Annotated in this window: 13 protein-coding genes; 9 read left to right on the forward strand and 4 right to left on the reverse strand. The window is 71.0% G+C overall.

Features of this window, described 5'->3' with window-relative positions; all coding sequences use genetic code 11:
* Positions 1-13 precede the first annotated feature (13 nt).
* Complete coding sequence (cofC, locus tag A3Q40_RS06465; protein ID WP_069972913.1) at positions 14-748, reverse strand: 2-phospho-L-lactate guanylyltransferase; 735 nt, start codon at positions 746-748, stop codon at positions 14-16.
* Between the two features lie 144 nt (positions 749-892).
* On the opposite strand from cofC, the gene A3Q40_RS06470 reads away from it, so the two are divergent.
* Both A3Q40_RS06470 and A3Q40_RS06475 read left to right on the forward strand, forming a co-directional pair.
* A complete protein-coding gene (locus A3Q40_RS06470; protein WP_068100581.1) occupies positions 893-1,891 on the forward strand; it encodes an NAD(P)H-dependent glycerol-3-phosphate dehydrogenase in 999 nt (332 codons plus the stop codon).
* A 22-nt stretch (positions 1,892-1,913) separates the two neighbouring features.
* On the forward strand, positions 1,914-2,999 hold the full coding sequence (locus A3Q40_RS06475) for a D-alanine--D-alanine ligase family protein (RefSeq protein ID WP_235606484.1): 1,086 nt from the start codon (positions 1,914-1,916) through the stop codon (positions 2,997-2,999).
* Here A3Q40_RS06475 and A3Q40_RS06480 read toward each other — a convergent pair.
* Positions 2,996-3,550 (reverse strand): DUF3515 domain-containing protein, encoded by a 555-nt coding sequence (locus A3Q40_RS06480; protein ID WP_068100583.1) that lies wholly within the window; start codon positions 3,548-3,550, stop codon positions 2,996-2,998. The two genes, A3Q40_RS06475 and A3Q40_RS06480, sit on opposite strands and share 4 nt — an antisense overlap.
* Positions 3,551-3,793: 243 nt before the next feature.
* Here A3Q40_RS06480 and A3Q40_RS06490 point away from each other — a divergent pair, with 243 nt between their 5' ends.
* Genes A3Q40_RS06490 through A3Q40_RS06500 form a run of 3 tightly spaced genes read left to right on the forward strand, consistent with a single transcriptional unit; the run spans position 3,794 to position 5,882 of the window.
* The gene (locus A3Q40_RS06490) at positions 3,794-4,726 is read left to right on the forward strand and encodes a thiamine-phosphate kinase (RefSeq protein ID WP_068105454.1); all 933 of its coding nucleotides are present in this window, start codon (positions 3,794-3,796) and stop codon (positions 4,724-4,726) included.
* The gene (locus tag A3Q40_RS06495) at positions 4,711-5,220 is read left to right on the forward strand and encodes a GNAT family N-acetyltransferase (protein WP_068100587.1); all 510 of its coding nucleotides are present in this window, start codon (positions 4,711-4,713) and stop codon (positions 5,218-5,220) included. The genes A3Q40_RS06490 and A3Q40_RS06495 overlap by 16 nt, the downstream gene beginning before the upstream one ends.
* Positions 5,217-5,882 carry a uracil-DNA glycosylase gene (locus A3Q40_RS06500; RefSeq protein WP_068100589.1) on the forward strand — a complete coding sequence of 222 codons (666 nt, stop codon included), beginning with the start codon at positions 5,217-5,219 and terminating at the stop codon, positions 5,880-5,882. Before A3Q40_RS06495 ends, A3Q40_RS06500 begins: the two co-directional genes overlap by 4 nt.
* A 19-nt stretch (positions 5,883-5,901) precedes the next feature.
* On the opposite strand, the gene A3Q40_RS06505 is transcribed toward A3Q40_RS06500, so the two are convergent.
* Together A3Q40_RS06505 and rpmB are read right to left on the reverse strand one after the other, a co-directional pair.
* Positions 5,902-6,693, reverse strand: coding sequence for an enoyl-CoA hydratase/isomerase family protein (locus tag A3Q40_RS06505; RefSeq protein ID WP_068100591.1), 792 nt, complete (start codon positions 6,691-6,693; stop codon positions 5,902-5,904).
* 113 nt (positions 6,694-6,806) lie between these two features.
* Complete coding sequence (gene rpmB / locus A3Q40_RS06510; protein ID WP_068100597.1) at positions 6,807-6,998, reverse strand: 50S ribosomal protein L28; 192 nt, start codon at positions 6,996-6,998, stop codon at positions 6,807-6,809.
* A 299-nt stretch (positions 6,999-7,297) separates the two neighbouring features.
* Here rpmB and recG point away from each other — a divergent pair, with 299 nt between their 5' ends.
* The 4 genes from recG to coaD are packed head-to-tail and all read left to right on the forward strand — an operon-like array spanning position 7,298 to position 14,113.
* Positions 7,298-9,568, forward strand: a complete 2,271-nt coding sequence (gene recG / locus A3Q40_RS06515) for an ATP-dependent DNA helicase RecG (RefSeq protein WP_068100598.1) — start codon at positions 7,298-7,300, stop codon at positions 9,566-9,568.
* 37 nt (positions 9,569-9,605) lie between these two features.
* Entirely contained in the window at positions 9,606-13,013 is a 3,408-nt protein-coding gene (locus tag A3Q40_RS06520; protein ID WP_068100600.1) for a pyruvate carboxylase, read from the forward strand.
* Position 13,014: 1 nt separating this feature from the next.
* On the forward strand, positions 13,015-13,617 hold the full coding sequence (rsmD, locus tag A3Q40_RS06525) for a 16S rRNA (guanine(966)-N(2))-methyltransferase RsmD (protein WP_068100601.1): 603 nt from the start codon (positions 13,015-13,017) through the stop codon (positions 13,615-13,617).
* 13 nt (positions 13,618-13,630) lie between these two features.
* Positions 13,631-14,113: a pantetheine-phosphate adenylyltransferase gene (coaD, locus tag A3Q40_RS06530; protein ID WP_068100603.1), complete on the forward strand. Its 483-nt coding sequence runs from the start codon at positions 13,631-13,633 to the stop codon at positions 14,111-14,113.
* Positions 14,114-14,162 lie beyond the last annotated feature (49 nt).

Genomic DNA, 14,162 nt, shown 5'->3' on the forward strand with positions numbered 1-14,162 from the left:
GATGGGCACCCGGTCACTGCCGCGATCGGTGTTCACCCACCGGCCACCCGGCGTTCGTCAGCACGGCGAGGGTGCGGTCGCCCACCCCCAGAGCGACGGCACGACGGACGTCGTCCTCGGTGTCGACGTCCAGCCGCAGGCCCGGCCACGATCCCGTCAGGGCGACGGCCCCCGAGGAGACGTGGCGCGCGGCCGAATCCGGCCCGAAGAGGGGACGCAGATCGACCCCCGAGCCACGGACGACGAGAGCGGACGTGCCGAGCCCGGTGTGGTCGGCCACCACCGAGCGACCCGTCGGCGTCGCGGCCCGGTACGCCGCGTCGAATTCCGCAGTCGTGAGAGCGGGGAGGTCCGCCGCCAACGCGACGACGTCGACTCCGCTCCCGCGCACCGCGTCGTGCGCGGCGCTCAGCGCACGGTTGAGACCGTCGACCCCGCCCGGTGCGGTGGGGTCCGACACCGGCGAGTCCGGTTCCGACACCGTCGTCGCGCCCGCCCGCGCTGCGGCGTCCGCGACCCGTGGGTCGGGCGTCACCACCGACCACCCGACGACCAACGACGACGACGCGGCGGCCGTGGCCGTGTCGAGCAGCATGGCCACCACCAGGTCCGCCCGGCGCGATCCCGGCAAAGCGGTGGCCAACCGGCTCTTCGCGCCCGCGAGATTCTTCACCGCCAGCACGACGTGCACACGGGAATCCGGGTCGTCGGGCGCGGCCGGGGTCCCGGTGTGCGGCGACGTGGTCATGATCGTCGATCCTGCCAGTGCTGCCCGGACTCGTTCGGAACGCGGTCCCGGATGGCGGCCCGGACGGCGGCCCGGATGGCTACTGTGTGCACCACGATCGGCGGAGCCCCGCGGTCGGGGGAGACGACGCTCGGAGGCTCGGCGATGGTGAAGGCAGCGGTGCTCGGGTCCGGTTCCTGGGGTACGGCATTCGCGAAGGTCCTGGCCGACGCCGGCACCGAGGTCACCATGTGGGCGCGGCGCGAGGAGCTCGCGCGGTCCATCGCCGAGGACCACGAGAACCCGGACTACCTGCCCGGTGTGCCGTTGCCGCACGGTATTCGAGCCACCCACGACGCGGCGGTCGCCCTGAACGGTGCCTGCACGGTGGTCCTCGCGGTGCCGTCCCAGTCGTTGCGGGAGAACCTCGTCGAGTGGGCGCCGCTCATCGGCGACGACGTGACGTTGCTCTCGCTCGCGAAGGGCATCGAGACCGGCACGCTCATGCGCATGACACAGGTGGTGTGTCAGGTCACCGGTGCCGATCCGTCGCGGGTGGGCACGCTGTCGGGGCCGAACCTGGCCAAGGAGATCGCCGCGGAGCAGCCGACGGCCACGGTCATCGCTTGCCCGGACTCTAACCGCGCCATCGCGCTGCAGGCGGCGTGCGCCACCAAGTACTTCCGCCCCTACACCAACTCCGACGTGATCGGCTGCGAGATCGGCGGTGCGTGCAAGAACGTGATCGCCCTCGCGTGCGGCATGGCCGCCGGGGTCGGATTCGGGACCAACTCCGTCGCCAGCATCATCACTCGCGGCCTCGCCGAGGTCACCCGGCTCGGCGTCGCGCTGGGAGCCAATCCGTCGACGCTCGCCGGTCTCGCCGGCGTCGGTGATCTCGTCGCCACCTGCTCGTCGCCGTTGTCGCGCAACCGCACGTTCGGCGAGAACCTCGGTGCGGGCGGCACCCTCGAGAGCGCGCAGGAGGCGGCGCACGGGCAGGTCGCCGAAGGGGTCAAGTCCTGCACGTCGATTCGCGCTCTCGCGGAGGCGTACGACGTCGAAATGCCGCTCACCGATGCCGTCCATCGGGTCTGTCACGAGGGTCTGTCGGTTCAGGGCGCGGTGCACGGACTGTTGGGGCGGCGTCACAAGCCGGAGTGACCCGGACGGGTACGGTGCTCACGTGAGTGAGCGCATCAGGGTGGCCGTCGTCTACGGCGGCCGCAGCAACGAGCACGCGGTGTCGTGCGTGTCCGCCGGCAGCATCATGCGCCATCTCGACCCCGAGCGTTTCGACGTCGTGCCCGTCGGCATCACCCGGTCGGGCACCTGGGTCCGGGGTACGGCCGATCCGGAGCGGCTGCGCATCCTCGATCGCGCGATGCCGACGGTAGAGGACGCCGAACCGCTCGCGCTGACCGTCGACGCCGCCGACCCCGGCCGGATGTCCTCCGCGGGCGCCGAGACCACCGAGACCGTCGACGTCGTCTTCCCCGTCCTGCACGGTGCGTACGGCGAGGACGGCACGGTGCAGGGCCTCTTCGAGGTCGCCGGAGTGCCCTACGTGGGCCCGGGAGTCCTCGCGAGCGCCGCGGCGATGGACAAGGAATTCACCAAGAAGCTGCTGGCCGCCGAGGGGCTGCCCATCGGTCGCCAGGTGGTGCTGCGCCGGGATCGCGACACCCTGGACGCTGCCGAGCGGGAGAGCCTCGGGCTGCCGGTCTTCGTCAAACCCGCCCGCGGTGGATCGTCCATCGGCATCAGCCGCGTCACCGACTGGGCCGACCTCGATGCGGCCGTCCGCGCGGCCCGCGAACACGATCCGAAGGTGGTCGTCGAGGCCGCCGTCGTCGGCCGCGAGGTGGAGTGCGGTGTCCTCGAGATGCCCGACGGGTCGGTATCCGCGAGTGTGGTCGCCGAGATCCGTATGCCGGACTCCGACCGTGACGACGCCTTCTACGACTTCGACTCGAAGTATCTCGACGATGTGTGCGAGTTCGACATCCCGGCCCGGCTGGACGACGCGACATCCGATCGCATCCGGGAGATCGCCGTCGCGGCCTTCCGGGCGCTCGACTGCCAGGGGCTCGCGCGGGTCGACTTCTTCGTCACCGACGACGGCCCCGTGATCAACGAGATCAACACCATGCCCGGCTTCACGTCGATCTCGATGTACCCGCGCATGTGGGAGGCCGCGGGCATCGACTACGCGCACCTCGTGGGCACCCTCGTCGAGACGGCGTTGGCGCGCGGTACCGGCCTGCGCTAGTTGATCGGGTTCGGATCGATCGGACCGGCGGCGAGAGTCTGCGAGACGACGGCCGTGATCGTCTGCAGCGGCGTGGGTCCCGTCCCCGTCGGTACGGTCACGGCGACGTAGACCGGGCGGTCCACCGCGTACCAGGTGGTGGCGTCGATGCCCTGGGCGTCGCCCGACACCGGGAACCACTGCACGTCGTCGATCACGTCCAGACGCGAGGCTTGATCGAACTCGGCCGGGCGCTCCAGTCCGCACCGCAGCACCACCGGCTCGGCGACGTCGGGGGACTGCCAGGCGGCTGCGCCGGCCGGGGCCGGATCGACCAGTGCCGCGCGGGTGAAGGAGTCGAACTCGCCGGGCAGCGCACCGAGCAACGACGCGCAGTCGGCCGACTCGGCATCGGGGGCGGGCACGGTGCCGAGGGCCACCGGGCCCTGCTCGGGTGCGCGGGTCGCGAGCACCGCCGCGACGATCACTCCGACCACCAGGGCGACGGGGAGGGCGATGGCCGTGGCCACCAAGGCCGGGTGCCTCCGGTCGTCGGTCTCGTCGCTGCTCACCGTGCCACCACCCGTCGTCGATCGTCCTGTCGTCGACGCTCGACGCTACGCGACCGCCGACCGCCACCCCCGCACCCGGCGACGCGCCTCGGTGCGCGACGATGGACCTCGGCGCAGCGCGCGCCGTTTCCGGTCCGCCGAGACCTCCGCGAAGGGACTCCTGCCGTCGTGAGTCGCGACACCCCCACCACCCCCGACGACGCCGAGACGTCCCCTCCCGTGGACAGCCTCGGCGAGTTCGGTCTGATCGCCCGGGTCACCGCCGGGCGGACCTACCCCGATTCCGTGCTCCTCGGACCGGGGGACGACGCGGCCGTCGTCACCGCGGCCGACGGACGCGTCGTGATCACCACCGACATGCTCGTCGAGGGACGCCATTTCCGCCGGGACTGGTCCGGCCCGCGGGACATCGGCCGCAAGGCCATTGCGCAGAACGGCGCCGACATCGCCGCCATGGGGGCCCGGTCCACCGCATTCGTGGTGGCGCTGTCCTGCCCGGCCGACCTGACGGTCGCGGAGGCGGAGGACCTGAACGCCGGGTTGTGGGACGAGGCGAGCAGGGCCGGAGGCGCCGTCGTCGGCGGTGACGTGACGGCCGGCGACCACCTCGTCGTCTCGGTCACGGCGGTGGGCGATCTCGCGGGCGCGTCGCCGATCCGTCGCGACGGCGCCCGGCCCGGCGACGTCCTGGCGGTGTCCGGCCCCACCGGGTCGTCCGCCGCCGGGTACGCACTGTTCGTGGCCGAGGTCGAGGACCACCCCGATCTGCTGGCGGCGCATCGTGTTCCGCAGCCCGACTACGACGCCGGTCCGGCGGCCGCGCGGGCGGGTGCGACGGCGATGTGCGACGTCTCGGACGGACTGCTCGCGGACGCCGCGCACCTGGCGGTCGCGTCGGGCGTCGTGCTCGCCGTCGAGTCCGCTCGTCTGCCGGTCCCGCCCGCGCTGCGGGAGGCGGCAACGGAACTGGGCGCCGACGTCCTCGACTGGGTGCTCGGCGGGGGAGAGGATCACGTGCTGCTGGCCACGTTCCCGGCGGACACCGCACTGCCGTCGGGGTGGACCGTCGTCGGGAGTGTCATGGAGGGCGGCGAGAAGAACGGCGCGGAGGGCGCGGGCAGCGTGACCGTCGACGGATCCGAGTGGACGGGGGTGCGCGGATGGACGAGTTTCTGACGCCGCGACCCGCGCGCCTCGACGATCCGGAGGTGATCGAGATGATCGACGAGGTCCAACAGGAGTACGTCCGCCGTTACGGAGGACCGGATTCCACGCCGCTGCGCGTCGAGGAATTCATGCCGCCCGTCGGGCTGCTGTTCGTCGTCGGCGACGCCGAGGGAGCGGTCGGAATGGGTGGATGGCGGGGACACGACGACGGCCCGGAAGCCGCGGGGTTGTTGCCGGGGGATGCGGAGATCAAACGCATGTACGTCCGCCCGCGGGCCCGGGGGCGGGGAGCGGCGCGGGCGTTGCTCCACGCGATCGAGGACTCGGCCGCCGCGGCCGGACGGGGCCGGCTCGTGTTGGAGACGGGCCTGCGGCAGCCCGAAGCCATAGGGCTCTACACCTCGAGCGGATACCGACCGCTGGTGCCGAAGTTAGGGTTGTACAGACACGAGGAGCAGTCGGTGTGCATGGTGAAGGACCTCGGCACGGCGGGCGCCGCATGACGTTCGGACCGATCGACCCCGGCTGGGCTCGAGCGCTCGAACCGGTGGCGGACCGGCTGGCGTCGATGGCGGACTTCGTCGACGCCGAGATCGCCGAGGGCCGAGAGGTGCTGCCCGCGCCGGAGAACGTGCTGCGCGCCTTCGAGCGCCCGTTCGACGACGTCCGTGTCCTGCTCGTCGGCCAGGATCCCTATCCGACTCCGGGACACGCAGTGGGGCTGAGCTTCTCGGTCGCTCCCGACGTCGCCCCCGTACCGCGGAGCCTGCACAACGTCTTCACCGAGTACGTCGCGGATCTCGATCTGCCCCGACCGACCACCGGCGATCTCACACCGTGGGCGGATCGCGGTGTGCTGCTGCTCAATCGGGTGCTCACGGTCCGACCCGGTGCCGCGGCCTCGCATCGTCGCGCCGGGTGGGAAGCGATCACCGCGTGCGCGATCACCGCGCTCGCCGAGCGGGGGCGGCCGCTGGTCGCCGTGCTCTGGGGTCGCGACGCCGCCACGGCCGCACCGCTTCTCGGCTCGACGCCGATCGTCTCGTCCGTTCACCCGTCGCCGCTCTCCGCGTCGCGAGGATTCTTCGGCTCCCGCCCGTTCAGCACCGTGAACGGCCACCTCGTCGCGATGGGGGAGCGCCCCGTCGACTGGCGGTTGCCCTAGGGCGCGGTCGGTCGCACCGTCATCGCCCGAAGCTCGGTCGCCGCTTCTCGACGAAGGCGTCCACGCCCTCGATGCCGTCCGGGGAATCCGCCGACGCGGTGATGGCGGCGGTCTCGGCGTCCAGTTGCTCGTCGAGGCTCGCCCCGGCGGACGCCAGCAGCAACTCCTTGGTGCGGCGAACCGTGGCGGTCGGTCCGGCGGCGAGCGTCCGCGCCAGCCGCTCTGCCTCCGACACGATGACGTCGTCGCCGACGAGTCGGGTGAGCAGTCCGAGGCGGTTGGCCTCGTCCGACCCCAGCACCGCGTCGGTCAACAGGATGTCGCGGGCGCGGCGGACCCCGACGATGCGGGGCAGGGCCCAGGTCAGTCCACCGTCCGGGGTGAAGCCGAGGGCGGGATAGGCCGGTCGGAGCTTGGTCGAGCGACCACCGATGGCGATGTCGGTGTGGCACACCAGCGACATGCCGGCACCGGCAGCCCACCCGGGGACACCGGCCACCACCGGAACCGGTGCCGCCGCGAGAGCGCGGACGAACCGATGGAATCGGTCGGCGAGCTGGTGGACGAATACGCCGCGCTCGGGCGCCGCATGAAAGGCGGCGACGTCGCCACCGCCGCAGAAGTTGGTGGCCCCGCCGACCAAGAGAATCGCGCCGACCGAGGCGTCGAGGGATTCCAATGCCCTCGCGCCGTCGTCCATCGCGTGACCGTCGAGCACGCTGCCCGATCCGGGGGCGGCCACGCGCACGCGCAGCACGCCGTCCTGGACGGCGACGGGAGGCTCGGTCGGGGCTGTCTCCTCGATGCTCATCGTCCGACCCTAACCGGACCGGTCACGTCGGCGACCCGCCGGGAACGCGAAAACGGCGCTGCCCGACACCGAGGGTGTCGGGCAGCGCCGATGATTCGGAACGTGCGGGAACGTCAGCCCCGGACCACCTTGCCGGCCTTGAGGCACGAGGTGCACACGTTGAGGCGGCGGGTGTTGCCCGGCGCGACCTGTGCACGGACGGTCTGGATGTTGGGGTTCCAGCGACGGTTGGTACGGCGGTGCGAGTGCGAAACCGACTTACCGAAGCCGGGTCCCTTGGCGCAAACGTCGCAGACGGCAGCCATAGTCGCGAACTCCTTGGTCTTCGTGGTGAGACCGATGCGGCGCGCCGCGATCGGTACTGCAGGACATCATGAGGGGGTGAAGCTTCGCGTCCGCAGCACATCCGGACATGCCGAACCGGCGAACGCAACCCTGCAAGACTAGCGCCAGGGACCCGTCAGGCCAAACCGGGGTCACGGCGGAGCGTGGCGAACGACCGTGACGGTACCGGGTGAGAGGATGCCGAGCACGCGATCGACGGAGGGCCGTCGAGGTCGAGGGTCGGCAGGACAGCGATGCCGGTAGGACGGACAGGGGTGCGGTGACACATTTCGACGACCGGCTGAGCGCCGTGCTCGAGACGGGTGTGGCCCGCGCCCTGGAGGAGTCGTTCGAGCTGATCACCGTCGGGGACCTGCTGCGCTACGTCCCGTCGCGCTACGTCTCGCAGGGCAGCGGCCTGGGGTCCACCGACCCGTACGAGGGCGACCACGTCACCGTGGTCGGCAGGGTGGACAAGTGCGAGCTCTTCCCCCGCCGCGGCAAGCGCGGCATCAGCGTGCTCGAGGTCACCATCGACTGCGACGGGCAGCACGTCAAGGCCACCTTCTTCAACGGGGCCCGCGTGAAGCACGCCATCAAGAAGGACCAGCGGGTGATGTTCTCGGGCACCGTGAAGTACTGGCGCTCGAAGTGGAGTCTGAGTCACCCCCGGTACCTCGTGCTCGACGACGACGAGTCGGATCTGATCTCGCGCGGCGACGCCTCGGCCGGGCCGCGTCGAGGAGTGGGTCAGGCCATGGACGCTGCGGTCCGTGCGCTGCCCTTCCTTCCCGTGTATCCGGCGGCGGCGGGCATCGAATCCTGGGACATCCTGTGGTGCACCCGCAGGGTTCTCGAGGACCTCGACCCCGTCGAGGACCCGTTGCCCGACGTGGTCCGGGCGCAGGAAGCACTGTCTCCCCTCGACCATGCGCTGCGCGCCGTCCACTTCCCGGCGTCGAAGGACGACGCCGAGGCCGCGCGCCATCGCCTCCGGTTCGACGAGGCCGCCGCCGTGCAGTTGGTCCTGGCCACCCGTCGGCAATCGGCGGCCGCGCGGCCGGCGCCCGCCTGTCCGCCCCGGCGCGACGGTCTGGCGGCGGCGTTCGACGACGACCTGCCGTTCGAGCTCACCGACGGTCAGAGAACGGTCGCGGAGGAGATCGGGACCGATCTCTCCGCTCCGCATCCGATGAACCGGCTGCTCCAGGGCGAGGTGGGTTCCGGCAAGACCATCGTGGCGTTGCGCGCCATGCTGCAGGTTCTCGACGCCGGATATCAGTGCGCGCTGCTCGCACCCACCGAAGTGCTCGCGACGCAACACCATCGGTCGATCACGGCTCAGCTCGGTGCGCTGGCGACGGCGGGTGAACTGGGGGCGCCGGAGCACGCGACCCGAGTGGTGCTGTTGACCGGCTCGATGTCGACGGCTGCGCGGCGGGCGGCACTGCTCGCGGTGGTCAGCGGGGACGCCGGCATCGTGATCGGCACGCACGCGCTCATCCAGGAGTCCGTGTCGTTCTTCGACCTCGGGATGGTCGTGGTCGACGAGCAGCACCGATTCGGCGTCGAGCAGCGAGACATGCTGCGCGCCAAGGCGCGTGGTGACATCAGCCCACACCTGCTGGTCATGACCGCGACGCCGATCCCGCGCACCATCGCGATGACCACGCTGGGGGACCTGGACACCTCGACGCTGCGCGAACTCCCGCGCGGCCGGTCCCCGATCGCGACTTCGGTGGTCCCGGCCCGGTCCCATCCGCGCTGGGTGGAGCGAGCCTGGGCACGCATCACGGAAGAGGTGGCCGCCGGGCGCCAGGCCTACGTGGTGTGCTCGCGGATCGGCGAGGACGAGGACACCCCACCGCCGCGCCGAGCCAAGAAGTCCTCCCGTCGGTCCGCGTCGGACGAGGGCGAGGACGAGAACGAGAACGCACCGACCACGGCCGCCGCCCTCGACGTGTTCGAGGCGCTGCGGTCGGGACCGCTGTCGGGTGTCCGGGTGGGACTGCTCCACGGCCGCCTGCCCGCCGACGAGAAGGACGCCGTCATGACGGCCTTCGACCACGGCGAGATCGACGTCCTGGTCTGCACCACGGTCGTCGAGGTCGGCGTGGACGTCCCCAATGCCACCACGATGGTGGTGATGGATGCCGACCGCTTCGGGGTCAGTCAGTTGCACCAGCTGCGCGGTCGTGTCGGCCGCGGCGGGCACCCGGGGTTGTGCATCCTGGTCACCGACGTGGGGCCGCACTCACCGTCTCTGAACCGGTTGCAGGCGGTGGCCGGGACGACCGACGGATTCGAGCTCGCCCTGCTCGACCTCCGCCAGCGCCGGGAAGGCAACGTGCTCGGCGCCGACCAGTCGGGCACGCGCAGCAATCTTCGCTTGCTCTCGGTGCTCGATCACCTCGACATCATCGTGGCCGCACGAGAATTCGCGCAGCGCGTGGTGGCGGAAGATCCCGGACTGACCCGCCATCCCGGTTTGGCGGGCATGATGCGCTCGGCGTGGGATGCGACCCGCGTGGACTTCCTCGACAAGGCATGACCCCCCCGATGGCCGTACGGAAAGTAGGTTGACGCACATGTTCAGCAAGGTGTTGGTGGCCAATCGCGGCGAGATCGCGATCCGCGGCTTTCGTGCGGCGTACGAGCTGGGTGCGGACACGGTGGCGGTGTTCCCGTTCGAGGACCGCAACTCGGTGCATCGCACCAAGGCCGACGAGGCGTACGAGATCGGGGAGCCGGGTCATCCGGTGCGCAACTACCTGTCGGTCGATCTCATCGTCGACGCGGCGGTGCGGGCGGGTGCGGACGCGGTGTACCCCGGATACGGATTCCTCTCGGAGAATCCTGAACTGGCGGCGTCCTGCGCGGCAGCAGGCATCACGTTCGTCGGTCCGTCGGCCGAGGTGCTCGAGCTGACGGGAAACAAGGCGCGGGCGGTCGCCGCGGCGAAGGCAGCGGGTCTGCCGGTGCTGGCGTCCTCGGAGCCGTCGGCGGACGTCGAGGAACTGATGTCGGCGTCCGAGTCGATGACGTTCCCGGTGTTCGTCAAGGCCGTCGCCGGCGGCGGCGGTCGGGGCATGCGGCGGGTGTCGGATCCGTCGAGTCTGCGGGAGTCGATCGAGGCGGCGTCGCGCGAGGCGGAGTCGGCGTTCGGGGACGGAACGGTCTTCCTCGAGCAGGCCGTGGTCGAGCCGCGTCACATCGAGGTGCAGATCCTGGCGGACACGCACGGCAACGTGATGCACCTGTTCGAGCGCGATTGCAGTGTGCAGCGCCGTCACCAGAAGGTGGTGGAGCTCGCGCCGGCGCCGAACATCTCGGCGGCGCTGCGCGAGCGGTTGTGCAGTGACGCAGTGGCATTCGCGAAGGAGATCGGATACTCGTGCGCCGGGACGGTCGAATTCCTGGTCGATCGCGACGGCAACCACGTGTTCATCGAGATGAATCCGCGCATCCAGGTCGAGCACACGGTGACCGAGGAGATCACCGACGTGGACCTGGTGCAGTCGCAGTTGCGGATCGCGTCGGGGGAGTCGCTCGAGGACCTGGGACTGCGGCAGGAGGACATGCGCATCCGCGGTGCCGCGATGCAGTGCCGCATCACCACGGAGGATCCGGCCAACGGCTTCCGGCCGGACACCGGTCGCATCACGGCGTACCGCACGCCGGGCGGAGCGGGCATCCGACTCGACGGGGGAACCACCCTGGGTGCCGAGGTGAGCGCCTACTTCGACTCGATGCTCGTGAAGCTGACCTGTCGCGGACGTACGTTCGAGGACGCGGTCGCGCGATCGCGGCGAGCGTTGGCCGAGTTCCGTATCCGCGGCGTGTCCACCAACATCGGGTTCCTGCAGGGTCTGTTGCAGGAACCGGACTTCCGGGCGGGCAATGTCACCACGTCGTTCATCGAGGAGCGCCCGGAGCTGTTGGCGGCCCGCTCGTCGGCGGACCGCGGCACCAAGATCCTGCGATACCTCGCGGACGTGACCGTGAACAAGCCGCACGGTGAACGCCCGAGCACGGTGTATCCCCAGGACAAGCTTCCGAACGTCGACCTGTCCGTGGCGCCGCCCGACGGATCGCGCCAGCGCCTGCTCGAGCTCGGACCGGAGGGCTTCGCTCGCGATCTACGCGACCGAAAGGCGTTGGGCGTCACCGACACCACGTTCCGTGACGCGCACCAGTCGCTGCTGGCCACGCGGGTGCGCACCTCGGGGCTGCTGATGGTCGCCCCCTACGTCGCGCGCACCACCCCGGAGCTGCTGTCGATCGAGTGTTGGGGCGGCGCGACGTACGACGTGGCGCTCAGGTTCCTGCACGAGGATCCGTGGGAACGGCTCGCCGCGCTGCGAGAGGCGGTCCCGAACATCGCGCTGCAGATGCTGCTGCGAGGACGCAACACCGTCGGCTACACCCCCTACCCGGAGCGGGTCACCTCGGCGTTCGTCGAGGAGGCCGCGGCGACGGGCGTGGACATCTTCCGCATCTTCGATGCACTGAACAACGTCGATCAGATGCGCCCGGCCATCGACGCGGTCCGCGCCACCGGCACCACGATCGCCGAGGTGGCGATGTCGTATACCGGGGATCTGTCGAACCCGGCCGAGGATCTCTACACCCTCGACTACTACCTGCGTCTGGCGGAGCAGATCGTCGACGCCGGGGCGCACGTGCTGGCGATCAAGGACATGGCCGGACTGCTCCGCGCTCCCGCTGCGACCACCCTGGTGACGGCGCTGCGCAAGGAGTTCGACCTGCCGGTGCACGTGCACACCCACGACACGCCGGGTGGGCAGTTGGCCACGTACCTCGCGGCGTGGCAGGCGGGGGCGGACGCCGTCGACGGGGCGTCGGCGTCGATGGCGGGCACCACCAGTCAGCCCGCGCTGTCGGCGATCGTGGCCGCGGCGGCGCACTCCGAGCGCGACACCGGATTGGACCTGGCCGCGGTGTGCGATCTCGAGCCGTACTGGGAGGCGGTTCGCAAGGTGTACGCGCCGTTCGAGTCGGGGTTGCCGTCGCCGACGGGGCGGGTCTACACCCACGAGATCCCCGGCGGGCAGCTGTCGAACCTGCGTCAGCAGGCCATCGCCCTCGGGTTGGGGGATCGATTCGAGGCGGTGGAGAAGGCCTATGCCGACGCGGACCGGTTGCTGGGTCGGTTGATCAAGGTCACCCCCAGCTCGAAGGTGGTGGGCGACCTGGCGCTGCACCTCGTGGGGGCGGGGGTGTCGATGGAGGACTTCGCCGCCGACCCGGGCCGCTTCGACATCCCCGACAGTGTCATCGGATTCCTGCGGGGCGATCTCGGCACCCCGGCCGGGGGGTGGCCGGAGCCGTTCCGGAAGACCGCCCTCGCCGGGCGCGGCCCGGGGCGGGGGGAGGCGACGCTCACCACGCAGGACGAGGTGCTGCTCGCGGGCACCTCGGCCGAGCGGCGTGACCGGCTCAACCACCTGCTCTTCCCCGGTCCGGCGAAGGAGTTGGCCGAGCACCGCGAGAAGTACGGGGACACCTCCGGGTTGTCGGCCAACCAGTTCTTCTACGGGCTCCGCCAGGGCGACGAGCACCGGGTGAAGCTCGAGAAGGGGGTGGAGTTGCTGATCGGGCTCGAGGCGATCAGCGAGCCCGACGAGGCGGGGATGCGGACGGTGATGTGCATCCTCAACGGGCAGTTGCGTCCGGTGTCGGTGCGGGACCGCTCCATCTCCGCCGACGTCCCGACCACCGAGAAGGCCGACCCGGGGGATCCGTCGCATCTGGCGGCGCCGTTCGCCGGGGTGGTCACCCTGGTGGCGAAGGAGGGCGACAGTGTGGCGGCGGGAGAGACCGTGGCGACGATCGAGGCGATGAAGATGGAGGCCGCGGTCACCGCACCACGGTCGGGCACCATCACTCGCATCGCCCTGTCGGGGGTGGCTCGCGTCGAAGGTGGCGACCTCATCGCCGTCATCGCCGTCGGCGACACCACCGATCCCAACTGAGGTGACCCGCATCGTCGCCGGCCGCGCCCGCGGGCGCACGCTGGCGGTGCCGCCGCGCGGTACTCGGCCCACGGCGGACCGGGTGCGCGAGGCGCTCTTCAGCGCTCTCGAGGCGCGCATGGATCTCGACGGCGCCGCCGTGCTCGACCTCTACGCGGGGTCGGGCGCGGTGGGCCTCGAATCGCTCTCGCGCGGAGCCGCGCACGTGCTCCTGGTGGAGAACGACGCCCGCGCGGCGCGGGTGATCGCACGCAACGTGACCACCGTCGGGCTGCCGGGCGCCGTCGTCCGCACGGCGACGGTGGCCGGGACGGTGTCGGCGCCGCCCGATCGCGAGTACGACCTGGTCTTCGCGGACCCGCCCTACGCCGTCTCCGACGCGGAGGTGGGCACGGCTCTGCGGCGCCTGGTCGACGGCGGATGGCTCGCCGACGACGCCCTCGTGGTGGTCGAGCGGTCGAGCAGATCCCCGGACACCGCGTGGCCGAGCGGGCTGTCCGCGGTGAAGTCCTGGACCTACGGTGAAGCACGCGTGGACCTGGCGCGCCGAGAGGTGGAGCGTCGAGAGGTGGAGCGTCGCGAGGTGGAGCAGAGCGCCGACTGATACCTTCGCCGCTGTGACCCGCGTCGTGTGCCCCGGCTCGTTCGATCCTGTCCATCTCGGTCATCTCGACGTGATTGCCCGCGCGGCAACGCAATTCGACGAGGTCGTGGTGACCGTGGTGGTCAACCCGAACAAGAGTGGACTGTTCACGATCGACGAGCGCGTCGAGATGATCGACGCCTGCACCACCCACCTCGCCGGCGTGCGCGTGGACGTGTGGGAGGGGCTGCTGGTCGACTACGCGGCGCAACACGGTGCCACCGCGATGATCAAGGGCCTGCGCAACGCGGCCGACTTCGACTACGAGGTGCAGATGGCGCAGATGAACCGCCGCCTCACCGGCGTGGACACCGTCTTCCTCGGCACCGACCCGGTGCACAGCTGCCTGTCCAGCTCCCTCATCAAGGAAATTGCACGACTCGGCGGCGACGTCACGTCCATGGTGCCCTCCGTCGTGCACGAGCGGCTGCTCACCCGCCTGGCCGAGCGGGCCTGACCCCCCGACACACCGCCGCAGATGGCGCGTCCGCCGACGACCATCGCGC

It is taken from the genome of Rhodococcus sp. PBTS 1, from assembly GCF_001620025.1.
Classification (GTDB): Bacteria; Actinomycetota; Actinomycetes; order Mycobacteriales; family Mycobacteriaceae; genus Rhodococcoides; species Rhodococcoides kroppenstedtii.